The 23,425-nt window shown below is 57.5% G+C and carries 21 protein-coding genes; 10 read left to right on the forward strand and 11 right to left on the reverse strand.

Annotated features, from left to right (window positions below; translation table 11 throughout):
• Positions 1-41: 41 nt before the first annotated feature.
• Together RBB81_RS09465 and egtD are read left to right on the forward strand one after the other, a co-directional pair.
• A complete protein-coding gene (locus tag RBB81_RS09465; protein ID WP_353073506.1) occupies positions 42-1,793 on the forward strand; it encodes a hypothetical protein in 1,752 nt (583 codons plus the stop codon).
• Positions 1,794-1,959: 166 nt separating this feature from the next.
• Positions 1,960-3,042, forward strand: a complete 1,083-nt coding sequence (gene egtD / locus RBB81_RS09470; RefSeq protein WP_353073507.1) for an L-histidine N(alpha)-methyltransferase — start codon at positions 1,960-1,962, stop codon at positions 3,040-3,042.
• A gap of 1 nt (position 3,043) precedes the next feature.
• Here the strand turns inward: egtD and moaC are convergent, their stop codons facing one another.
• The 10 genes from moaC to RBB81_RS09520 all read right to left on the reverse strand — a co-directional run bounded on the left by moaC (position 3,044) and on the right by RBB81_RS09520 (position 12,212).
• Entirely contained in the window at positions 3,044-3,472 is a 429-nt protein-coding gene (gene moaC / locus RBB81_RS09475; protein ID WP_423248072.1) for a cyclic pyranopterin monophosphate synthase MoaC, read from the reverse strand.
• A 144-nt stretch (positions 3,473-3,616) separates the two neighbouring features.
• A complete protein-coding gene (gene glp / locus RBB81_RS09480; protein WP_353073508.1) occupies positions 3,617-4,852 on the reverse strand; it encodes a gephyrin-like molybdotransferase Glp in 1,236 nt (411 codons plus the stop codon).
• A gap of 81 nt (positions 4,853-4,933) precedes the next feature.
• Positions 4,934-6,127 carry a tetratricopeptide repeat protein gene (locus RBB81_RS09485; protein WP_179581688.1) on the reverse strand — a complete coding sequence of 398 codons (1,194 nt, stop codon included), beginning with the start codon at positions 6,125-6,127 and terminating at the stop codon, positions 4,934-4,936.
• 91 nt (positions 6,128-6,218) lie between these two features.
• On the reverse strand, positions 6,219-6,914 hold the full coding sequence (gene queC / locus RBB81_RS09490) for a 7-cyano-7-deazaguanine synthase QueC (RefSeq protein ID WP_179581689.1): 696 nt from the start codon (positions 6,912-6,914) through the stop codon (positions 6,219-6,221).
• Positions 6,901-7,218: a DUF2007 domain-containing protein gene (locus tag RBB81_RS09495; RefSeq protein ID WP_179581690.1), complete on the reverse strand. Its 318-nt coding sequence runs from the start codon at positions 7,216-7,218 to the stop codon at positions 6,901-6,903. Before RBB81_RS09495 ends, queC begins: the two co-directional genes overlap by 14 nt.
• A gap of 18 nt (positions 7,219-7,236) precedes the next feature.
• On the reverse strand, positions 7,237-8,010 hold the full coding sequence (locus RBB81_RS09500; RefSeq protein ID WP_179581691.1) for a DUF3108 domain-containing protein: 774 nt from the start codon (positions 8,008-8,010) through the stop codon (positions 7,237-7,239).
• A 100-nt stretch (positions 8,011-8,110) separates the two neighbouring features.
• Positions 8,111-8,704, reverse strand: coding sequence for a methyltransferase (locus RBB81_RS09505; protein ID WP_179581692.1), 594 nt, complete (start codon positions 8,702-8,704; stop codon positions 8,111-8,113).
• Entirely contained in the window at positions 8,701-9,759 is a 1,059-nt protein-coding gene (locus RBB81_RS09510; RefSeq protein ID WP_353073509.1) for a glycosyltransferase family 9 protein, read from the reverse strand. Before RBB81_RS09510 ends, RBB81_RS09505 begins: the two co-directional genes overlap by 4 nt.
• Before the next feature lie 123 nt (positions 9,760-9,882).
• A complete protein-coding gene (gene lpxK, locus RBB81_RS09515) occupies positions 9,883-10,890 on the reverse strand; it encodes a tetraacyldisaccharide 4'-kinase (RefSeq protein ID WP_183789553.1) in 1,008 nt (335 codons plus the stop codon).
• Positions 10,891-10,916: 26 nt separating this feature from the next.
• On the reverse strand, positions 10,917-12,212 hold the full coding sequence (locus RBB81_RS09520) for a 3-deoxy-D-manno-octulosonic acid transferase (RefSeq protein WP_348641588.1): 1,296 nt from the start codon (positions 12,210-12,212) through the stop codon (positions 10,917-10,919).
• 61 nt (positions 12,213-12,273) lie between these two features.
• Here RBB81_RS09520 and RBB81_RS09525 point away from each other — a divergent pair, with 61 nt between their 5' ends.
• The 4 genes from RBB81_RS09525 (at position 12,274) to RBB81_RS09540 (ending at position 16,066) form a co-directional block, all read left to right on the forward strand.
• The gene (locus tag RBB81_RS09525; protein WP_353073510.1) at positions 12,274-12,972 is read left to right on the forward strand and encodes a hypothetical protein; all 699 of its coding nucleotides are present in this window, start codon (positions 12,274-12,276) and stop codon (positions 12,970-12,972) included.
• A 19-nt stretch (positions 12,973-12,991) separates the two neighbouring features.
• Positions 12,992-13,516 carry a GNAT family N-acetyltransferase gene (locus RBB81_RS09530; protein ID WP_353073511.1) on the forward strand — a complete coding sequence of 175 codons (525 nt, stop codon included), beginning with the start codon at positions 12,992-12,994 and terminating at the stop codon, positions 13,514-13,516.
• 83 nt (positions 13,517-13,599) lie between these two features.
• Entirely contained in the window at positions 13,600-14,955 is a 1,356-nt protein-coding gene (gene trmFO / locus RBB81_RS09535) for a methylenetetrahydrofolate--tRNA-(uracil(54)-C(5))-methyltransferase (FADH(2)-oxidizing) TrmFO (protein ID WP_179581697.1), read from the forward strand.
• A gap of 64 nt (positions 14,956-15,019) precedes the next feature.
• Positions 15,020-16,066: a DUF7544 domain-containing protein gene (locus tag RBB81_RS09540; RefSeq protein ID WP_353073512.1), complete on the forward strand. Its 1,047-nt coding sequence runs from the start codon at positions 15,020-15,022 to the stop codon at positions 16,064-16,066.
• 12 nt (positions 16,067-16,078) lie between these two features.
• On the opposite strand, the gene der is transcribed toward RBB81_RS09540, so the two are convergent.
• Positions 16,079-17,998, reverse strand: a complete 1,920-nt coding sequence (gene der, locus RBB81_RS09545; protein ID WP_353073513.1) for a ribosome biogenesis GTPase Der — start codon at positions 17,996-17,998, stop codon at positions 16,079-16,081.
• Between the two features lie 123 nt (positions 17,999-18,121).
• Between der and RBB81_RS09550 the strand changes: the two genes are divergently transcribed.
• From RBB81_RS09550 to RBB81_RS09565, 4 genes are all read left to right on the forward strand, one after another.
• Complete coding sequence (locus RBB81_RS09550) at positions 18,122-20,170, forward strand: ATP-dependent DNA helicase (RefSeq protein ID WP_353073514.1); 2,049 nt, start codon at positions 18,122-18,124, stop codon at positions 20,168-20,170.
• Positions 20,171-20,315: 145 nt separating this feature from the next.
• On the forward strand, positions 20,316-20,708 hold the full coding sequence (locus RBB81_RS09555) for a BON domain-containing protein (RefSeq protein ID WP_179581701.1): 393 nt from the start codon (positions 20,316-20,318) through the stop codon (positions 20,706-20,708).
• Positions 20,709-20,796: 88 nt separating this feature from the next.
• Positions 20,797-21,456, forward strand: coding sequence for a DUF3341 domain-containing protein (locus tag RBB81_RS09560; protein ID WP_183789538.1), 660 nt, complete (start codon positions 20,797-20,799; stop codon positions 21,454-21,456).
• A gap of 33 nt (positions 21,457-21,489) precedes the next feature.
• On the forward strand, positions 21,490-23,379 hold the full coding sequence (locus RBB81_RS09565; RefSeq protein WP_353073515.1) for an alpha,alpha-phosphotrehalase: 1,890 nt from the start codon (positions 21,490-21,492) through the stop codon (positions 23,377-23,379).
• Positions 23,380-23,425 lie beyond the last annotated feature (46 nt).

A 23,425-nucleotide genomic window follows, 5' to 3' on the forward strand; every position in this document is an offset into this window, starting at 1 on the left:
ATAATGCGGTGTTGCAGCTCTCGGGTTTGTATACTGCCCCAATGCGTCTCCATTCGATCCCCTGCGTTCTAACGTTGGCTGCTGCGTGTGTGTGTTTGAACTCTGAGGCTGGGAATGCTCAGACCGGTGTTCAGGCGGTTTCGGTTTCTTTTCCTGCTGCGCAGTCGGCGAAGCCGCTGGACGGACGGGTGTTGCTGCTGTTGTCGAATGATCCATCGGAGGAGCCTCGGATGCAGATCGACGACACGCCGCGGAGCCAGATGGTGTTTGGGGTTACTGTGGATGGGCTAAAGCCGGGCGAGAGCGTTCTGGTGGACGATAAGGCTGCGGGTTATCCAATCAAGAGTTTGAAGGACGTGCCGGCGGGGGATTACACGGTGCAGGCGGTACTAGATGTTTATGAAACGTTCCATCGTGCGGATGGGAAGACGATCAAGCTGTCGCCGGACCGGGGCGAAGGGAAGCATTGGAATCTTGCGCCGGGGAATTTGTATAGCAAGCCGGTGAAGGTGCACGTCGGGCCGGGCGGTGCGCCGATTGCGATCTCGGTGGACCAGGTGATTCCACCAATTGTGCCGGAAGCGGATACAAAATATGTTCGGCATATACGGATTCAGAGTGCGCTGCTGACGAAGTTCTGGGGGACGCCGATGTATCTGAGTGCGGTAGTGCTGGTGCCGGAGGGATTCGAGGAACATAGTGAGGCGCATTATCCGCTTATGATCTTTCACGATCACTTCGTTACGGGGTTCGATGATTTTCGGACGACACCGCCGGATCCGAATTTGAAGCCGAACTACTCGGAGCGGTTTCATCTTGCGGGGTATAACCGGATTCAGCAGGAGGAGGCTTATAAGGAGTATCAGCAGTGGATCAGTCCGAAGTTTCCACGGGTTTTGATTATGAAGATTCAACATGCGAATCCCTACTATGACGATTCGTATGCGGTGAATTCGGCGAACCTGGGGCCGTATGGCGATGCAATTGAGACGGAGCTGGTTCCTGCGGTGGAGAAGCAGTTTCGCGGGATTGGGCAGAGCTGGGCGCGTTTCATGTATGGCGGGTCAACGGGCGGATGGGAGTCGCTGGCGGTGCAGATTTTTTATCCCGACCACTACAACGGGGCGTTTGTGGCTTGTCCCGATCCGGTGGACTTTCATGCGTATATGTCGCGGGATCTTTATAAAGATGCGAACATGTTTTACTTGCAGGGCGCGAACAAGCAGGTGGAACAGCCGGCGATGCGGGACTATCTTGGGCATACGCTGATCTCGATGAGGGACAACATCGCGTATGAGGCGGCGCTGGGGGATCATGGACGATCGGGAGAGCAGTTCGATATCTGGCAGGCGGTGTATTCGCCGCAGGGGAAGGATGGGTATCCGGAGCCGATCTTCGATAAGGAGACCGGGGCAATCGATCACAAGGTCGCAGAGTACTGGAAGGAGCACTACGACCTGAACGCGAAGTTGCAACGGGATTGGGAGCAGCTGGGGCCTAAGCTGCAGGGGAAGATTCACCTGTATGTGGGCAGCGACGACACCTATTTCTTGAACGATGCGGTTTATCTGATGGAGGACTTTTTGAAGGCGACGGGAACGCCTGGGCATGGCGTGGCCTATGACGGCGAGGTGCTCTATGGCCCGCGGGCAGAGCACTGCTGGAATGGGGATCCGACGCTGCCGAATGCGCTGTCGCGGCTGCACTACAACACTATGTACCTGCCGAAGATCATGGATCGCATCGAGAAGACGGCACCGGCCGGGGCAGATGTTACGAGTTGGCGGTACTAGGACAGACGGTCGGCTTTTGCAGAAGTTAACTTGAAATCAGCAATAAATTGGGCTTTCTTTGGATTCCGATCGATTTCTGCCTGCAGAGGATCTAAGTCAGTAAAGATTAAATTGCACAAAATCCCTTTCAAATGCATCAAACTGAGGCAGCGGTGGAGATCGATCCTTGAGGCACGCCTTCCACTCCGCTATCAAATCCGCCGGGGGACTAGACGTGCCAACAACTATCTTCGCGCCAGACGCACCGCTGATCAGTATTACTGATGCCGTCGCCTTTGAAGCACGCGTGGGTCTGTCTGCTATGCCTAAGACCCTGTCCCCATGGCTCTTCTACGATGAGTCTGGTTCGCGCCTCTTCGAACAGATCACGGAGCTGCCGGAGTACTATCTGACCCGGACCGAGCGTGGCATCTTTGCGGCCAACGCCGATGAGATTCTTCGCGAGGCTGCGCTTGGTCAGGGGCCGAGCGGAAAGCTTACCCTGATCGAGCTAGGTGCTGGAACGGCGACCAAGACCGGCATCCTTCTGGCGGAAGCCGTTCGCCAGCAGGGGAGTGTGGTGTACCAGCCTGTTGATGTTTCCGAGACGGCTCTCGCCGAGGCCAGTGAAAATATTCTCGCCAATATTCCTGGCGTGACGGTCCGCTCTCAAGTCGCTGACTACACTCGTGAGGCTCTCCCGCTCAACCGCCTACCCGACACGCGGACGCTGGCTCTTTACATTGGTTCCAGTATTGGTAATTTCATGCCGGAGGATGCGAGGGATGTTCTTCGCAACCTCCGCGCGCAGTTGCTTCCCGGGGATACTCTTTTGCTGGGCACGGACTTGGCGCCGAACGGTGGCCCACACGCCAATAAAACTGTAGCCACGCTGCTTGCCGCATATGACGACGCCGCTGGAGTGACAGCGGCTTTCAATCTGAACGTGCTTGCGCGTCTCAATCGTGATCTGGGGACTGATTTTGCGTTAGCAAACTTTCAGCATCGGGTTCGTTGGAATCCCGCTCAATCACGCATTGAGATGCACTTGGAATCGGTCATCGCTCAGCGCGTTCATGTCCCGGCTAACTCCAGCGGTCCTGCCTTCGCTGTCGATTTTGCACGGGGCGAGAGTATTCACACCGAAAACAGTTACAAATTCACCTCGGCTGCGGTTGAGGAACTTCTCGCGTCGGCGAACTTCAAGAAGACCAGGTCTTGGGAGGATCCGCAGCATCTGTTCGCGGTCACGCTGGCTACTGCGGTCTGATTCAGAGGCTTCCGCGTCGATACTCTCCGCTCTTGCCTCCGGTTTTGCGTATCAATACGACGTCGCGGATTCGTATTCCTTTGTCGAGCGCTTTGGTCATGTCGTAGATGGTTAGCGCCGCGATTGAGGCTGCCACCATCGCTTCCATCTCAACGCCTGTGCCTGCAACTGTCGCTGCGGTTGCTTCGATCGCGACGCCACCTTCGACAATTTTTGTCTGTATGTCTACGAAGCTCAGTGCTATTTGATGACACATCGGAATGAGGCTTGAGGTTTGCTTCGCTGCTTGAATTCCCGCGAACCTCGCCACTTCGAGGGGATTGCCTTTGGGATTTTGCGGCAGCGCCTCGAGCACCGCGTCGGACAGCTCGACGAACGCTGATGCCACGGCCTCGCGTCTTGTTGCCAGCTTGTCGCCGACATCCACCATGTGCGCTTCGCCGGCCTGATCGTAGTGCGACAGATGCAGCGGCACGGGGGACCGGGGAGGGAAGTCCGCATCATTGCCGAGAGGTTCGGGGGCGTCATCCATCAGCTGTTCGGAGGTGTAGTCTACGTCGTCCATCCTACAAGCCTACCGCAGGAGAATCGTGATGACATCCCCGGTGGAGAAGTGATCTTTGTCGGGTGGGAGGACCGCATAGCAGTTCGCTTGCGCATTCGCGGCCAAGTCGCCTGATCCCTGCCAGCCTACCAATCGTACCTCTGGGCGGACTCGGTTGGAGGTCCATCTGGCGGGGAGCACACGCATCAGGCCGGCCTTTCCTGCGAGGCCCTCTGCCAGCGTCGCCTGCAGAAAACGCGGGCCCTGGACTTCGGACCCGCCCATCGCACGGAGCACCGGTTCGACGAAACAATGGAAGGTCACTTGAGTCGAGACGGGGTTTCCGGGCAGGCCGAAAAAAAATTGGGCAGGGAACTGGTCGTCAGCCGGCAACCTGCCGAAGACCAGGGGTTTGCCTGGCTGCATCTTGACGCCGGTGAAGAAAAACTCTGCGCCCAGGCTTTGCAGTACCTCTTCGACCAGGTCGTACTTGCCCATGGAAACGCCACCGGACAGCAGCAGAAGTTCGCAATGGCGTGCGGAACGAATGGTTTGTTCGAGTTCAGGTCGCCGGTCCGGAGCAATCGGGAGCTGGACGGGTTCTCCGCCAGCGTGCCTGATCAGCTCAGACAGACCGTAGCTGTTCGAGTTTCTGATCTGGTGCGGCCCGGGCGTCGCTGCGAGGTCGACAAGTTCGTCTCCAGTTGCGACGATGGCTACCTTTGGCCTGCGATAGATCTTTAGCTCTGTGTATCCGCAGGAGGCGGCGAGAGCTACCTCCGCGCCCTCGATTTTAGAGCCAGAGGCCAATACTGTTTGGCCGGCCCGGGCCTCGCTTCCCTGGGGAACGATGTTTTCTCCGCTTCGAATCGTGCGTCCAGCAAGTAAGCGTATCGAGTTGTTGGTGCGTTCCACATGTTCGATCATCACGACAGCGTCGGCGCCTGCTGGAGTTGGTGCGCCGGTCATGATTTCAATCGCGGTATTTTGTTCGAGGGTGCTGCCCCGCCACTGCTCACCGGCCCTGACCTGGCCGACTACCTTCAATGGACCGAGCGTGTCGGACGCCCGCACAGCAAACCCGTCTCGGGTCGACCTATTGAATGGCGGCTGATCGCGATCCGCGAGCACGGGCTGGGCGAGTACGCGGTCTCCGCAGGCCAGCAGCGCGAGCGGTTCGCTTGGCGGACGTGGAAGATCGGTTGCGTGTTGAAGCACCTTCGTCAGAGCTTCATCGAAACCGAGAACTGCGGCCGCTGACTGCATCCTCTTCTCCTTCAGCTATCAGCGTGACAAATGGAAAGGCCCCGAGCGGGGTCGCCCGGGGCCTTCCGGTTTTTCCGGCGCTTATTTCTTTCCAGCTTTGAAGGTCGACTTTATCGGTGCGCCGATGCCTTCGAGAATACCCTTCACATCAGCAGCATGTGGTCCGTCCGGAGCCAGTTCAAGGTATTCCTGATAGGCTTCGACGCAACCCGGTGGCGCTACAATCTTCTGGGTTTTCGGATCGACTGTTGCCTGTGGAATGAGCGCCTGTCCCTTGATGTAATAAGCATCCGCCTTCTTCGGATCGGCTGCGATTGCCTTGTCGGCAGCAGCACCCGCCTCGGTCAGTTTGCCTGAGTTGTAGAGGGTTGCGGCCTCGTTGAAGAAGTACATTCCGGCCTTTTCCGGTTGGGCCTTGGCAGCCTGCTCGTAGGCGTCGGAGGAGGCCTTGGCGTCACCCAGACGGGCCTCCGCCTGTCCCAACTGGTTGTAAGCTACGCCGGCGGTTTCGGGGTTTGGTTTCTTGGAAGCGGCATTCAGATCCGCGGCTTTTTTATAGGAGGCAGCGGCATCGGTGTACTTCTGGAGGATGGCCGGATCCGTCGGTGAGGTGCCAGCTGCTTTAGCTGCCTTTGCTGCGGTCTCTCCGCTCCCAAGTTGAGCATCACCAAGGGTGACCCACAGAATTCCCTCGTCGGGCTTGGTTTCGGTGGCCTGCTTCATGGCGGTGATTGCGGAGTCGTAGTTGCCAGCCTTGTTGTCGGCGCGGGCCTGAGTCAGAAGGGCGTTGAGGTTCTGAATCTTCGCGTTGCCGGCGACGACCTCGGCGTTCTTCTTCTTGTACTCTTCGAGCGCCTTCCGGTCTTCGGGGCTCATCTTACTGATGTACTCCGCGCGCGACATGTCGAAATCGAGGAGCTTGTCTTCGTCTTTCGCAATCGGAACACTCTCGTTGAAGTCCAAGCTCTTATCGTCCTGGAAGACGAAGACTACATAGGTCCCAGCCACGATCCCGGTTCCTTTGTAGTTGCCATCTTGATCGATGGGAAACTTGTAGGGGTACTTTCGGTCCTTCGCGTCAGACGAACGATCCGTTGTGAGCCTGACTTCGCCCTTTGTAATTGGCAGGCCGGCGGGATTGAGAATGTGGCCATGAATGCTTGCGGTTCCCGCGGGCGGGGCTGCTTGTGCTTTCAAGCGTGTGGGCTGCGCGATTGCCAGGATTACCAGCAGAGCGGCTGCCAGGGTGCTTATCTTCCATCCGATACGTTTCATGCTCTTATCTTCTCCTGGCCCATTAGTGGGGGCGTAAGTCTTCGTTGCAAAACAGTTCTTGCTTCCTCAAATTTGATGCAAAATGCAGCGGTCACGCGACCGCATACGATATGGGATCGACCGCTCCGGCGTCACGAAATGCCCGCAGTCGCAGAACGCAGCTCTCGCAAACGCCGCAGGCCTCGGTCTCGCCGGAATAGCATGACCAACTTACATGGAAGGGTGCACCGAGTTCAACTCCCAACCGGACGATCTCGCTCTTGCGCATCTGGATCAGCGGAGTGACGACCTGGATCTGTCCGTCTTTGGTGCCCATCCTGATTAGCTGATTGAACGCTTCATAATACGCTGGCCGACAGTCGGGATACCCCGAACTGTCCTGTTCGACGGCCCCGATAAAGACCTTCTTGGCACCCAGAACCTCGGCCCAGCTTACCGCGGCTGAGAGGAAATGCGCATTTCGGAATGGAACATAAGTGATTGGGACTTCGTTTCCGATGGTCGCTTCCTCCCCCGCCGCCGGTACGGCAATCGAGGCATCGGTCAGCGCCGACCCTCCGATTCGGCGAAACAGGTCGATCTTGAGATGCAGCAGCTCTTTCACTCCGACGATGCGGGCGACCTCCTGTGCGGAGTGCAGTTCCCTCGATTCCGTTCTCTGGCCGTAGCTGAAGTGGAGGGCGAAGACGTCGTAGTCTCGGGCCGTGAGCGCGGCGCAGACGCTGGAGTCCATTCCGCCTGACAGGCAGAGGACGGCTCGTGGGCGGCCTTGCTCATCCTTCGTCATCGCCTGCCTCCAACTCGCGCTGTTCGGATGGGGTCAGTTCATCTCCGGTCAACTCGCCGACGGACTCGCCGAGAATCTCCCGTGCGGTCTCTTCGTCCTGCTTGTGCACCAGCAGCCTTGCTCGAAAGGCCAACGCCAGCAGGCTATTGGCGTTCTCGCCCTGCAGGAAACACTCGATTCCCGCCGACTCGAGCATTCCTTTCGCCATCTGGGCATTCACGGGCTCGAGAAACTTGCCTACGGTTACGAACTTGTCTGGATCTTTGTCTGGATCTAATGCTGCGTCGTGTTTTGAATCTGCCATCAAAAGCCGTCTTTCTTCTTATTTTGTATCGTACGACTGCAGGTGGAAGGTGATCGTCCCCCAGAACAGCCGTGCCTGAATCTGCACGGGCATGTGACGTGCGTCGTCGGTATACCAAACCCAGATATGGCCGCGGTTTTTTACGATTCCCTCATCCGCGGTTGGCTCTACTTTTAGCGTCTCGAAGGTTCCGGCTGGGGTCTTGATCTCTTCTTTGGATTCAACCTTCATTGCCACGGTCACGGTGCGCATCGAGTCCGCCAAGGGGAACCGGATACTTTGGCCGACCGCCATTGGCTGCGACGCTGCATAAAAGATTGCCGAGAGGGAGTCGGTTACGCAGGCTGGAATCGAGGCCACTTGCTCCTTCGAGGTTCCCTTGACCAGATTTTTCTCGATCTGTTTTTGCTTGCCCTGGGAGTAATCGAAGCTCAGCTCGCTGGAGACCTTTCTGCGCCCTTCCTGTAATTGTTTGCTGAATCCGGTGGAGCAACCGGTCTTGGTGTCGAACCCGGCCTGGAACTTGTCTACGACGGGGAAGAGCATGGTCACGGCGCCGGTTGAGTCTGCGGTGGCTGTAATCTTTTGCACTGTCCCTTGCTGTTCGAGTTGAAATACTGCTGTGCCCGCCGTAAAGACACGCCAGTCAACAGTAAAAGTAAGGGTTTGTTTTTCGGGAAAGGGAAAGCCTGGCTGCGGAGGCTGCAGGGTTGGAATGACTACCGGCGCTGGTTTGGCGCCTAACCCCAGAAGCTGCGCACTCGCCGTCAGCGAACCTATGGAACACGACATCAGGAAGAAAGATGCAAGGAAAGACCGTTCCGGCTTCAGCAAAGGGCAGCACTCTCACGAGTTGAAGTTTGTGGGCCATTCCGCCCCAGCCTCCGCGCCTTCAGCGCAGACCCCCCGCCACCCCGTGGTGATGGAGAAAAAGCCGGACCGCCAGCGCTAGATAGATTGCGCCAGCACCCATTAGAGCATTGTACTCGCGGTGGTGCTGCCACTGTTGCCAGGAGAATCTGCCTCCGCTGGCATTCTGGTTCGCCGGAAATGTCGCCGGGGTCAGTCGCGGCAGCAGACGGGGCACCTTGGTGGAATAGTCATCGAAGCCTGCAAAGTGCTCTCGCAGATAGGCTTCCTCGCTATAAATTGTGGGGATGTAGATGGCCGCAAAAAGTGCGGTCAGCGCAATAAGAATCGCCCAACTGCCTGCTGCTGCTGCGAATCCGAAGGCGATTAGCATCGAGCCCAGGTAGAGCGGATTTCGCGTGTAGGCGTAGGGGCCTGTGAATGTCAGCTCAGCGTTTTTGCGCACATAGCCAGCCGCGTAGGCTCGCAGCCATACGCCGGGTACTACCAACAGGAGGCTGAGCAGCATGGTTTTCCCGGTCGGTCGTGCCAGCCACAGAAATACGGCGGCGAAGGCGAATCCGAGCGGTACGCGGATCCGCCGGGCTATCTTTTGCCATGTTGTTCGTTCGCTCACAGCTTTACCTTATCTTGTCCGCTGCGGAGCAGCTCCAGCGCTGCTTCTACAACCTCGTCCGTTGATATCTGCATGAGCCCCGGCTCCGTCTCTGCGTGCCGCGAGTGGTCTGTTCGGCTGGACTCGTGTCGCAACACTCGCGCCTTTGAACTGTCGGTCATGTAAGGGCCGTTGCGAGAGGGATCGGTGGGGCCGTATAAACCGACTGTGGGACGGTCCAGGGTGGCTGCGAGGTGCAGTGGTCCGGTGTCCCCGGCGATCACCACTCCGGCGCGGCGCACGAGCGCAATCATCTGCTCGACGGAGCAGGGAACGGAAGTGGCAAAACCATCGCTGGCGTCAACGACTGCATCTGCAAATCGATGGCCGGGAGCTTCGTTTACGAGTGAGTGAAATCCGGCTCGGCCCAGAGCTGCAGCGACGGCGGCGTATCTCTCCGCGGGCCATTGCTTGGCCCCCCAGCCGGCTGTAGGGGCGAGGAAGACGAATCCGTCTCTGATCGATGAGGTCTGGGCTAGAAGTCTGTCGCACCATAACTCGGCCTTCGGGTCTATAGGCAGCGTTACTGCTGCTGGTCTCAGAGTTTCTCCCACGGCAGCGCCTAGTAGCTCGCACGCCTGCTCCACTACGTGGGTAGCGGTGGTTGCTATCCGATGTCGATAGAGCCAACGCGCAGGAGTTTCACGAGGCCTCGCTGGCCCGGCAAAGACCGGTGTGGCCGCCATTCGCCCCACGAGTGCGGACTTTATCGACCCCTGCATGTCAACGCAGACGTCATACCGGGCTGCACGGAGTTCACGACGCGTCGTATTGATCTCGGCCAGAGTGGAGAGAGCAAAGGGGCGGTTGCTCCAAGCTTTGGCAGGCACGGGGTGCCATCGATCGATCAATGGCTTGCTTCCGCTTCGTTCTGCTTTGTGGGAGATCCGGTTGAAGTCCGTTGAAGCCTGCAGCAGTCCGCTCCAGGCGGGTTCGATCGCCCAACCGATAAACCACTCGGGATGCTTCTCGCGCAATGCAGCGACCGCGGGCATCGCGTGGAGCACATCTCCCATCGCGCCAATCCTTACAATCAAGACGCTTCGCGAAGAATCTGACGTGTGGGTTGCGACACTGCGCGACGGTGAGGGCGTGAGTTCAGTGGCCAAGCCTTCATTTTCTCATGCAGGACCCAATCCCTAGCGGCCCTGGCGTCGGCGGCGATCGAGCCGGCCCACGAGCGCTACCAACTGCTCCAGCGCTTGCTTCTCATCCAGCAGTTCGACGCAGAGACGCGCCACGACAATGGGGCCTACCGTTTCCAGCCGGTCTCGGAGGGTGGGTGTCAGCTTCACGGCATCCTTTTCGGTGGTCACAAATCCATTCGCTTCGACCGCGCGCGCCTGCTGCATCAAACGCGCAATATCGTCTTCGTCGTAGGCATGGTGATCTTCGAAGGCCACTGTCTGCATGGCCTCATAACCCTGCGCCGCCAGCATCCGGGTAAAGTTTTCAGGTCTCGCGATTCCGCAAAAAGCAAACGGCATCGTTGGCAGCGTTACTTCGCCGCCCTCCCCCAGGCTCAACCTCCGGCGAATGATCCAGATCGAAGGCCTGCCCTTGGAGTGGCTCAATCCATCGACTACGCTTCTGAGTGTGTCCGCCTCGTCCTCTCGGAGAACCACAACATCGGCCTGCGCTATCGCCTCGAGCGGTTCTCTCAGGTTTCCGGCTGGCAGTAGCGTGTCCTCAACATCCTCCTGGGTCAGCAAGACGATATCGATGTCGCGAGCCAGCCGCCGGTGCTGAAATCCGTCATCCAGCAGATGAACTACCAACTTTTCCGAAGGCTCGCCCTGCTCTGCCATCATGCCGGCCTGATAGCGGTCTGCTCCCACGTACACCGGGACGCCAGAGCGCTGAGCCAGCAAGACGGGCTCATCACCATGCCAACGGGCGTCGTCGAACGGTTCGACCCTTGCAATCATCTCCGAGCTGCGTTTATACCCTCGCGTGAGGATTCGTACCGCGTAGCCGCGATGGCGCAGAATGCCAGCCAGCATCAACACAACAGGTGTTTTGCCCGCGCCACCCGCCGAGACGCTACCGATGCTGATCACAGTGCTCTCCAGATGGTTGCGCTTCAACCAGCCCCAAGCAAACAGCTGCTTTTTGAGCGCAAGCGCAGCTCCGTACAGGGGAGACATCGGAAGCAGCCATGGTCGCCGCACACTCATCGCGTGGTCCTCACCCTCTCCTCCAACAGTGAGACGACGGCCTGTGCCGTCCGCGCTGCTGCTCCTGCTTGAGCTTCAAATACTGCTCGTCCGCGTTCTCCGAGTGCCCGTGAGGCTGCCTCGTCCTGCAACATCGCGATCAGCGTCTCTGCAAGCTTTTCGTTTGCGACGATGCGAATCGCTTCTGCCTCTTGCATGGTCTTTACGATCTCACGAAAGTTCTCGAAGGAAGGCCCCATCAGCACCGGCACTCCAAACTGCGCTGGTTCCAGCGGGTTGTGTCCACCCTTTGGAACCAGGCTGCCCCCGATGAAGGCCACGGACGCCAATCCGTACACCGATGCAAGATCTCCTATCGTGTCCAGCAGGAGGATCGTTCCGCCGACAACGGGGTTGGGATTCTGCGTGAGTTGGCTGCACTGGAGGAATGGAGTTCCGCTTCTTCGAATCAGCTGCAAAACTTCCTCAAAGCGGTCCTTGTGCCGCGGAGCTATCAGGAGCGACGCATCCGGAATAGCTTGCCGGATCGCAGGCCACGTAGCGAGGAGGGTCTCTTCTTCGCCGGCAAGGGTGCTCCCGGCGACAACCAGTCTTGTGCCGGAGAGTATCGACGCGATTCGCTTTGTCATCTCGTTGTCGGTCCTTGCCTGCACGTCATACTTCAGATTCCCGGTCACCCGCACACGTGTCTCGGAAGCGCCGATTTTTATCAGCCTGTCCGCGGTTTCGGTACTTTGCGCAAGAAACAGAGCAATCATCTCCAGGAACGGTCGCCAAAGTCGCCGCAGCCGCATGTATCGCGGAAACGACCGATCCGAGATCCGCGCATTCACCACTACAACCGGCATTCCATCCCTGGTGCACTCCGCGATCAGCCGCGGCCAAAGCTCGCTCTCCATGAGCACCAGCATCTTCGGCTGCAGTACGCGCAGATACTTCCTTACGGAAAATTTGAGGTCCAACGGCAGATAAAACACCGGTGAATCCGGAAGCCTCTCCTTTGCAAGCCTCTGTCCCGTCTCCGTGGTGGTCGAAACCGCCACCAGCCAACCCGGCAGCCTCTGCTTCAGTTCGCGTATCAACTGCGTTGCGGCCATCACCTCACCGACGCTTACCGCATGTACCCAAACCACACTGCGTCCGGCTGCGCTCGCGTGCAACCCCTTCGACACCAACCCTAGTCGTTGCCGCAGCCCCGCCCTATATCGCCCGCTGGTTGCCATTCGCACTAACCAGTACGGAGCGACTACCACCAGTACGGCCAGCAATAACGAGCTATAGATCACCATCATCACTGTCGCCGAGCCCTCGCTTTACGTTGTACGCCAGCGGAGATGATAATCAACCTTGGCTATGAAGTCCCACCGGTTCCCCACAACTCCGATCCTACTAGTAGTCATTTTCTGCCTCTTCGCGGCGAATGCCAGGGCCGCCGACAAGAAAGCGCCTCCGGTAAAACCGGCCGACCAGTACGCGGCCTTCGAGGTGCACCCGAACGAAAAGGTCACCGTCGCGGCCGAACCTTGCGACGACCCCAAAGACTGCGATTTCTTTCGTCTTCCCTACCTTCAGCACGGCTTCGTTGCGATCCGCGTAATCTTCACGAACGACAGCGACGCCGCGATTTCTCTCGACGATGCTCGTATCCAATTCATCTCCATCAATAACGACAAGATTCCTGCGGCTACCGACGATGACCTTCAGCGCCGACTCTTCTCTACCAAAGGTGCAGCCGGCCGGAAGATTCCCCTCCCGCTTCCCTTGCCGCCTGTGACCGTCCACGACAAGCCTGTCGATAAACAGATCATCAAGGACGACAAAGACTTCGGATTCAACGGAACGACAGTCAATCCCCACAGCACTCTCGCTGGCTATCTCTTCTACGATGTTCGTCAGCTACCGGACCGGCCCCTGAAGGGCGCTGAACTCTACGTCAAGATGGTTCACACCGTGGACGGCAAGAAACAGCTCTTCGACTTCAATATTCCTTTTGACAAATGGCTCGCCGCTCAACCTGGAGTGAAGTCCGCTGACAACGTGCCTAAACCATGAACACAGGAATAATTCAGCGATGACCGATCCCCTCCCGAACCGCAACGACGAGCTCAATCTACGCGCTGCTACATCTGCCGACGTTTCGCAGATTCTCGAGTTCATCCGCGAACTCGCCACTTATGAGCGTGAACCAGATGCCGTTCTCGCCACGGAAGCCGATCTGCTTCGCGATGGTTTCGGACCTGACAAGCGCTTCGATTGCGTCATCGCCGAGTTGACCAACGCAGACAGGACCATTGCCGCGGGCTTCGCTCTCTACTTCTACAACTACTCCACCTGGCGAGGCCACGCAGGTATCTATCTCGAAGACCTCTACGTCAGTCCCGAGCATCGCGGGAAGGGAATTGGGAAAGCTCTACTCACCCGCGTCGCCGCAATTGCTGTGTCCGAAGTGTGTCCTCGGTTCGAGTGGAGCGTGTTGGATTGGAACACTCCATCCATCGACTTTTATAAGCAGTTGGGAGCCGTCATGAAGTCCGAGTGGAAGGGTATGCAGGTTTCCGGCGAAGCTCTCGCTGCTCTTGCCACACAGTCCAAATAGGCTTGGTGAAGACTGTGAGCAATTGGCAAGCGTAGCTCTTTGCGACAAAAGACTTCTGCAACTTCCTCTATGCTGGAAGGAGCATGAAAAGAATAAAAATCATCGGCGGCGGGCTGGCCGGTCCCGAAGCAGCGCTCCAGGCAGCAAAGCGCGGCTGCGAGGTCGATCTCTACGAGATGCGCCCGACGCGATCCACCGAAGCCCATCAGACCTCTGACTTTGCCGAACTGGTCTGCTCCAACTCACTGAAGTCTGAGTCTGAAAACACCGCTCCCTGGTTGCTAAAGCAGGAGATGCGCCGGGCAGGCAGCATCCTGCTCGCCGAAGCGGATGCTACGGCTGTCCCTGCTGGCCATGCCCTTGCGGTTGACCGCGTCGAATTCTCCAAGCGCGTCGCCCAACGAATCGAGTCAGAGCCTCGTATTCGTGTTCATCGTGAAGAAGTGACCACGCTTAACGAGGGAGACCCTGGCACTCTGACAATCCTCGCGTCAGGTCCGCTCACCAGCGCGGCGCTTGCTGCCGAACTCCAGCGCATCACTGGGTCTGACCATCTAGCTTTCTACGACTCCATCTCCCCTATCGTTGACGCGTCGTCCATTGATATGTCGAAGGTTTACTTCGCAGCGCGCTATGACAAAGGGACCGCCGACTACATCAACTGCCCCTTCACCAAAGAAGAGTACGACCGGTTTATGGAGGCTTTGACTACCGCAGAGGCTGTGGAATCGAAGGACTGGGAGAGGTTTCCTGTTACCGGTACGGCTGAGAAGCTTCAGTACTTCGAAGGCTGTCTGCCGATTGAAGAGACGGCCCGACGTGGTCGCGATACGCTCCGTTTCGGTCCGATGAAGCCGGTGGGGCTCACCGATCCCAAGACAGGCCGTTGGCCCTACGCTGTGGTGCAGCTCCGCCAGGAAAACCTCCGCGCCGACTCCTACAATCTTGTGGGCTTCCAGAATCACCTCAAGTACGGCGAACAGAATCGCATCCTCAGACTCATCCCTGGACTGGAGAACGCAACGTTCCTACGCTACGGCCAGATCCACCGCAACACATACATCCACGCGCCGTCTTTGCTCAGCGAAACTCTCCAACTCAAGGCTCAACCATGCATCTTGATCGCTGGCCAGCTCAGCGGCGTTGAGGGGTATACAGAGTCGATTGCCTCGGGTATGCTGGCGGGGATTTACGCCGCATCCATCGCGAACGGAAACACACCTGCAATTGCGCCGCGCTTGAGTGCGAACGGGTCTCTGACCCACTACATCACCCACGCTGATACGAAGAAGTTCCAACCGGCCAATATTACTTTCGACCTTCTACCACCTCTGGAAGAAGATCTTCGCAAAAAAATCCGCGACAAAAAAGAACGTCACAAACTGCAGTGCGACCGTGCACTCGCCGCCTGGACGGAGTGGCTCGCACCCACGAATTAGTGAAGGGGACTGACAATTCGATTTTGAAATTGGGAGAGCTGAGATACCCTCATCGCATCAACCTATGCGAATACTCTCAGCCGCCGAAGCTATCACGCCCGCTATCGAACGCACAAAGTCAATGTTCCGGCCCTTCTCTCTTCGAAGCTTCGTCAAGCTTGGGTTGGTCGCGCTTCTGGCGGAGATGGGCGCACAGTTTATCTTCCCTCCGACCGGCCACTTCGCTTCGCATTCGAACTCTCGGTCTGGAGCGGTCTCGTGGAGTATTAATCAGCATGCTGTGGTTGCGCTGGCAGTTGTCAGCGTTTTATTCCTTCTAATCGGCGTCTGCATGCTCTATTTCGGTTCCAGAATGCAGTTTGTTCTTATGGATCTCGTTGCTTATCGCACCACTGTGGTCGGTCCGTCGTGGCGTCGGCATGGTCCGAAGACCTGGCCTTGGATTGGTCTCAAAGTTGCGACCTTTTTGTTGGCATTTCTGGTTATCGGCGGGGTCGCGGCTTGGCCGCTATTGCACCTCATCCGGTCGATTCCGTCCAAGACCGGGCAGCCACCGGACGCCGCCTTCTTCGGGAACTTTCTTTTTCTGTTCGCGATTATCGCAGGCATGGTCGTCGTGCTGATGCTCTGCCTCTGGTTTTTGCGAGACCTCGTCCTGCCATTTTTGGTGTTCGAGAACGCGACTATACGAGAAGGAGTTAGCGGAGCAGTCGAGCTTATCCGACGTGAACCGGGCAGCGTTCTGCTCTATTTTCTGGTGAAGTTCGTGCTAACCCTGGTCGCAGCCATTGCTGCTGAGCTTTGTATTTTAGCCGCCGCGATTATTGTCGCGATTCCTGTCGGCCTTATCAGTGGAGGTCTATGGATCCTTCTCCGCCACGCGGGACCCTTCGGCGCAGTATTTCTCTACACCAGCCTTGGGCTACTCGGCTTGATCTTCTTGGTGTGTCTGATGCTCACGATCGTTTGTATCGTGGGGGCGATATTGGTCTTCTATCAGGCCTATGCGCTTTATTTTGTAGGTGGACGTCTCGCCGCGCTAGGCGATCTGCTGGAGCCACCGCCTCCTCCGTTCCCGGAAGCGGTTCCCCAGCAGTTCTGTCCAATCTAGCTCTCGCCACGCTTATCCTATTTTTTTCTTGTTTCGAGCTTTGATCTTGAACCAGATCGGGCTTCCGATAAACCCGAAGTTCTCCCGGATCTGGTTGCCCAGAAAACGCTCGAAGGAGAAGTGCATCTTCACATCTTTGTCAGTGAAGAGTACGAACGTCGGCGGAGCAACGGCAGCCTGCGTCATGTAGTAGATCCGGACGCGCTTGTTCATCGGTACGCTTGCCTTCTGAAAGTCGACCTTCTCCAGAAACCGGTTCATCTGTCCGGTGGTCACGCGCTTCCGTCTCTCTCGCGCAACCAGCTCTACCTTCTTAAACACGGATTCTATGTTTTTTCCATCGGCTGCAGAGATAAACAGTAGCGGCGCATAGTCAAGGTACTTCAACTTATCCCGAACGTCTTGCTCGTAGAGCTTTTGATCGGCCGGCGGCTTGCCATCGAACAGGCGCATGCCGTCCTTGCCGGTGCGAGTCATTAGGTCCCACTTGTTGACGACGATAATTACACTGCGTCCACTCTCGTGGGCATAGCCTCCGATATTCGCGTCAAGTGCGGCAACGCCCTCCGCCGCATCGATGATCAGCAAGGAAACGTCTGCCGCCTCCAGATGTTTTCGCGCCATGATGACTGATAGCTTTTCGGCCATCAGCTTCGTCTTCCCCTTCCGCCTGATTCCTGCGGTATCGACAAATCGGAATGCGTGGCCGCCGCGCTCTACCACCTCGTCGACTGCATCGCGAGTGGTTCCTGCAATCGGGGAGACGATAGCTCGCTGCGTTCCTGTGAGCGCATTCAGAAGCGTACTCTTGCCGACGTTTGGCCGCCCGATGATCGCGATCTTCGTTTCGCGGCTCTCATACTCACCATGTGATCGAAGCATTCGCGGGCGTTTCGGTGTAGCGACCTCTGAGGGCTCTGTCGAGAGGGTTGCTGCGGGAGAGACGGAAAAGTCCGGGCCCGTTTCATCTTCTTCAGCTTCGTCGTTTTCGGTGAGCATCACCTCAGGCTCTTCGATGATCTCTGCCGGCTCCGGGAGTATCTCGAATACTGCATCCAGCAGATCACCCATCCCCGAGCCGTGTTCCGCGGAGATGGGGAGCACATTCCTGAATCCGAGCCGGCGGAAATTCTCCGCTTGCGATTGCATTGCGTCGGTATCCATCTTGTTTACGGCGAGAAACACCGGCTTTCCGCCGCGTAACAGCAATCGCGCCAGTTCGAGATCAGGCGAGGCCAGCTCAGTGCGGCCATCCACGACCATCACGATCGCATCGGCCTCTTCCAATCCAACCTTCGCTTGGCGGAAGATCTCTGCTGGAATCAGAGCCTCGTCGTCGGGTACCACGCCCCCGGTGTCCACGATTCTCGCCGCACGGTTCATCCACTCGATTTCGCCATAGATGCGGTCGCGTGTGATTCCGGGCTCATCGCCTACGATCGATCGGCGCGAACCGGTTAGCCGATTGAAGAGGGTGCTCTTACCCACATTGGGCCGACCGCAGATTGCGATCAACGGTAGTTCGCGCGCATCCGCACTCTCGGTCTCGGTGACCATCTGAGAAGCCAGCAGCTCGATGTCCCGCCAGTCGTCCTCAATTCGTTCGCGGCCTGCGACGTTCTCCGAACGCGGCGTCTGCCGTCCGACAATCCCATCTGCCGGTCTCTCGGCCTTTGGACGAACTGCTCCCGCGGGCTTTTTAGGGGTGGCTCCGTCGGGACGGATCGCCTTCCGCTTCTCCCGTTCGGGGGACTGCTTTGTGACTCGCGAAGCTCGGTCGACGGCAGCGCGCTTGGTTGAAAGGATCTTCCGCTTCCGCGGATCTACGGCCCCGGTTGTCGGGGTAGACTTTGGGGCTCGGCCTTTTTTTGGTCGCGTGCTGGCCTGCCTATGTTTTTTGCCTAGCCGCTTTCTATCGTCTTTCTGAGCCACGGTACATCCAACTTTCTCCCGCGCACGCATCAGGCGGCCAGGCTTATTACGCTAATTCTTCGCTTCCCCCTCTATTATAGAAATTGCAAAGCCTCTGTGCCGCCGATCCTCAAGCAAATCGCCTTGTCTACGACCGCTCCCATCTCGATTACGCCCGCGAAACCGGAGAATCTACCGAATCTCCGCGATTTCTTTGCTCCCGGTGGCATCCTGTCTCGATCGTCCCTGGCTTTTGAGCATCGTCAAGGGCAGTACGACATGGCTCGAGCTATTGAGGCGGCTTTCAAAGAAAAGCGTCACCTTATTGTTGAAGCTGGGACGGGGACGGGCAAGACACTGGCGTATCTTCTGCCCGCCCTTCGCCTTGCCCGCGAGCGAAACCAGCGCGTCATCATCTCAACCGGCACTAAGAATTTGCAGGAGCAGCTTTATTTCAAGGATGTTCCTTTCCTTGAATCTCTCCTGGGCCCGCTCAAGGTTTGTTACATGAAGGGCCGCGCCAACTACCTTTGCCGGCACAAGCTCTATGCGCTGCGCGACAATCCTCTCCTCAATGGTCTCGAAGAGATCGATCAGTTTCATCAGATTGCCACGTGGGAGAAGATGACTGAAACCGGAGATCGCGCTGAGCTCGATCATCTTCCGGAGTCCTCCGCTTTGTGGCACAAGCTCGATGCCAGGACGGAGGTGTGCCTGGGCCAAACTTGCCCGGACTGGGAGCGCTGCTTTGTCACCGCGATGCGACGAAAGGCTCTCGAGTCGGACATTGTGATTGTGAATCATCATCTTTTCTTTGCGGACCTGAACATCAAGCAACAGGCCGCAGGCGCGCCTGACGCAGGCATTCTGCCTGAGGCTGCGTGTGTGATCTTCGACGAGGCTCACGAGTTGGAAGAGGTTGCCTCCAACTACTTCGGTATCGGCCTCTCCACTCAACGCGTCGACGAGCTTACGCGCGATGTCGACATGCTGTTGAAGGCGAAACAGGCCAGCACGTCAGCGATCGAGAGTGCCTGCGCTACTCTCAAAGACCGCTCTCGTCTGTTTTTCTCTGTTCTTCCGACGGATCCCATGGGAATGCCGAATGGCGGAGGACGCATGCCCTTCGTTCATCGCGAAGCCTTCCTTGAGGAGAGCGGCGATACCTACATTGCTACCCTCAATGCTCTTACTCGACTTGAAAGCGAACTCGATTATCTGAAAAACGTCGAAGAGGCATCTGGGCTTCGCAAACGTGCCGCCGACATTCGCGCCCATCTGGTTTTTTTGCTTGAATCGACGGATCGCAACACGGTGTTCTGGATTGAGCGGCGCGCCGCAGGTGGAGTCCGGAACCTTGCGCGCGGAACTGGGAATGCGAGCTTTCACACGCATCTGCAGGCGACTCCTATCGACGTCTCCGAACTACTGAAGACCTCGCTCTTCGATAACTATAGCTCTGTGATTCTTACCTCTGCGACCCTCACCGTCTCCGGAGGCTTCGACCACATCCGCAAACGCCTTGGCCTGACTACTGCTCGAGAACTGATCGTTCCATCGCACTTTAATTACGAAAAGCAGGCGCTGCTATACCTTCCACCCAATATGCCTGATCCGCGAGAACCGGATTTTCCGGAGCGCGCGGCTGAGCGCATCCGTCGCGTGCTAGAGATCACCAAGGGTCGCGCCTTCTGCCTGTTCACGAGCTACACGCAGATGCGCAACACATACGAGCGATTGCTAGCGGAACTCCCCTACCCACTGCTGTTGCACGGCACCGCGCCGCGCCACGTTTTGTTGCAACAGTTCCGCGATACGCCTAATGCCGTCCTGTTTGGTACCTCGAGCTTCTGGCAGGGGGTAGACGTCCAGGGTGAGCAATTATCCTGCGTTATCATCGACCGTCTTCCCTTCGCCGTGCCCTCCGATCCGATCGTTGAAGCCCGTATGGAGGCCATCGAAGCACTTGGGGGGAAGCCTTTCTTCGACTATCAGATTCCCAACGCCGTCATCACGCTCAAGCAAGGCTTCGGTCGCCTCATCCGCTCGCTTAACGACCGTGGAGTCTTGATGCTGCTCGACCCCCGCATTCAGCGACAACGCTACGGCCGAATCTTTCTGGAGTCCCTGCCCCCCTACCGCCTCACGCAGGAGATTAGCGACGTCGAGAACTTCTTCAAAGAGCTTGCGTGACATCACAAAGATCGTTTCGCGTTGAACAACTAAGCGACGACCGATCCCATCTGACCTTCTGACTGCGTATGAACGAACGGCTTTGATGCCACGCAATCGCGCGGCCTGCCTTCAAATTCTGGTCACCGCAGAAAAGGACTCTCCCATGAAAGCTTTACGGTTCATCCTCTTGGCCTCGGCCGCGCTCGCCTGTACTTTTTTCACAACTACCCTCCCCACGTCGCGGGCTATCGCGCAATCGTCAGATCAGACGACCCCGCCCGATAACTCCAAACAAAATAAAGCCCAGCAACCGACGGCTGACACCCAGGCGCACGGCGGCACGTCGGATAGGCAGACAACTGCTCAGATTCGTAAGGCGATCATCGCCGACAAGTCTCTCTCAACCTATGCCCACAACGTCAAAATCATCACTGTCAACGGCACTGTAACTCTCAAGGGCCCAGTTTCATCCGACGACGAAAAGCAAAAAGTAGCATCCGTTGCGGCAAGCGTGGTTTCTGCTGACAAGGTAACAAACGATCTCACCGTCAAGTAGTAGCCCACCGTCAAAGAATTAAATCAAGACGATCAACCGAGTAGATCCATCATCCACCAGTGCTGCATCCAGCAGCAAAGGAGTAATCATGTCCAGCAAAAACACCGCAGTCTTCGGTATCTACGCGACTCCCAATACCGCCGAATCCGCCGTAGACCACATACTCGCCAAGGGTTTTCAGAATTCGGCGATCTCCGTTCTCCTTCCCGACGACGAAAGCACACGCGCCTTTGCCCACGAGAAGCACACCAAGGCTCCTGAAGGCACAGCCACCGGCGTCACCGCTGGAGGCGTCATCGGCGGATCCCTTGGTCTCCTTGCTGGTATCGGAGCTCTCGCCATCCCCGGCGTCGGCCCGCTGATCGCCGCTGGCCCCATCATGGCATCGCTCGCCGGTCTCGGCATTGGCGGAGCGGTAGGTGGACTAGTCGGAGCCCTCGTCGGTATGGGCATCCCTGAATACGAAGCCAAGCGTTACGAAGGCGCCGTCAAAGGCGGAGGAACACTCCTCTCCATCCACTGCGACACCTCTGACCAGATCGACACCGCCAAAGCTGCACTCAAGGAGACCGGCGCAACCGACATCTCCTCCACTGGCGAAGCAGGATCGAAGGACACAACCGGCGGCCGCGGCACCTTCGGCAATCTATCTGACAGTGAGCCGATTGCCGCGCGCAAAATCGACAATGATCCGATAGACCGAGAGCGCGACCTTGTAGCCGGCGACCGAACCGTCACAAAGTACTAACTTCTTCTTGATGATCGTTGCACCAAAGAGCCTGTGTCCATTCGATACAGGCTCTTTTTCCCTCCAGGTCATGGTCTGCGTTTGCTTGACGCGCTTGAGACTTCCGTAGACCATAGTGCGGTGAAGACTCCCGCCCTCGTTCTCGCCGCCCTCGTTCTTACAGCTCTCTTGCCATTGGCTTCGCTCCAATCACAAACCGCTGACGGCGCGCGGGCCGGCCTCATCAACGGCTACCAGCCCACTTGGTGGAAGGAGTCCGTCGTTTATCAGGTCTACCCTCGCTCCTTCAAAGACTCTAACGGCGACGGCATCGGCGACATCCCCGGCATCACCTCCAAGCTCGACTATCTCCAGAAGCTCGGCGTCAATGTCATCTGGCTCAGCCCCCACTATGACTCCCCCAACGCCGACAACGGCTACGACATTCGCGACTACCGCAAAGTTATGGCGGAGTTCGGCACAATGGCCGATTTCGACGTGATGCTTGCCGGCATCAAGCAGCGTCACATGCGCCTTATCATCGATCTCGTCGTCAATCACACCTCCGACGAACACCACTGGTTCGTCGAAAGCCGCAAATCTAAAGACAATCCTTATCGCGACTTTTACTTCTGGCGTGACGGGAAGCCCGGTCCCGCAGGTCCGGATGGAAAGTCGACGATGCTGCCGCCTAACAACGATCCGTCGTTCTTCTCCGGTTCGGCATGGCAGCTCGACCCCATCACGAGCCAGTATTATCTGCACTACTTCGCCGTAAAGCAGCCCGACCTCAACTGGGATAATCCCAAGGTTCGCGAAGAGGTCTACAGTCTCATGCGCTTCTGGCTCGACAAGGGCGTCGACGGCTTCCGCATGGACGTCATTCCCCTCATATCGAAGAATCCGGCTTTCCCCGATCTGACGCCTGACCAACTTCATAGCTACGGCAATGCCTACGCCAACGGCCCCCACATGCATGATTACCTGCAGGAGATGAACCGCAACGTCATGGCGAAGTACGACGTCATGACTGTGGGCGAGGCTCTCGGCATCTCTCTCGAACAGACCCCGCTCATCGTCGGCGACAACCGCCGCGAGCTCAACATGATCTTCAACTTTGACGCGATCCGCTCCAACCGCGACGGCATCAAGCTCAAACCCTTCGACCTCGCCACCATCAAATCTATCTACACCCGCCACTCAGAAGTGCTTGGCACGCACGACTGGGACACCGTGTTCCTCTCCAACCACGATAACCCCCGCCTTGTCTCCACCTTCGGCGACGACTCACCTGAGTTTCGCATTCCGTCTGCCAAGCTTCTCGCCACGATGCTCCTCACTCTCCATGGCACGCCCTTCCTCTACCAGGGCGACGAACTCGGCATGACCAATTACCCTTTCAAAAGCATCGCTGACTTCGACGACATCGAAGTAAAGAACGCGTATAAGACCCAGGTCCTCACCGGCAAGATCCCTGAGGAAACCTTCATCGCCAACCTCCGCCATACCAGCCGCGACAACTCGCGAACCCCAATGCAGTGGGACACCTCCGCTAACGGCGGATTCACCACCGCACCCAAGCCGTGGCTAGCCGAAAACCCCAACTACACAGAGATCAACGCCGCCTCTGAAGTCGCCGATTCCAATTCGATCTACAACTACACCAGCAAGCTCATCGCACTTCGCCGGGCCCACCAAGTTTTTGTCTACGGCGACTACAAGGACCTCGACCCAGAGAACAAATCGATCTTCATCTACACTCGCGCGCTGGGCGCAGAGCGTTACCTCGTCGCCCTCAACTTCAGCTCAGGCCCTGTCGCCTACACCCTTCCGGCCAGCGTCAAAGTTGATTCGCTCATCATATCGAACCTCGACACCACTGGCCTCGTCACCGGCACTCTCAACCTGGCCGGCTGGGAGGCCCGCATCTACAAGTTGAGGTAGGGCCGGAGTCGTGCGGGTGCTTCTCGCCGTAAAATAAGACCATCCG

The sequence above is a fragment of the Tunturibacter gelidoferens genome (assembly GCF_040358255.1).
GTDB lineage: Bacteria > Acidobacteriota > Terriglobia > Terriglobales > Acidobacteriaceae > Edaphobacter > Edaphobacter gelidiferens.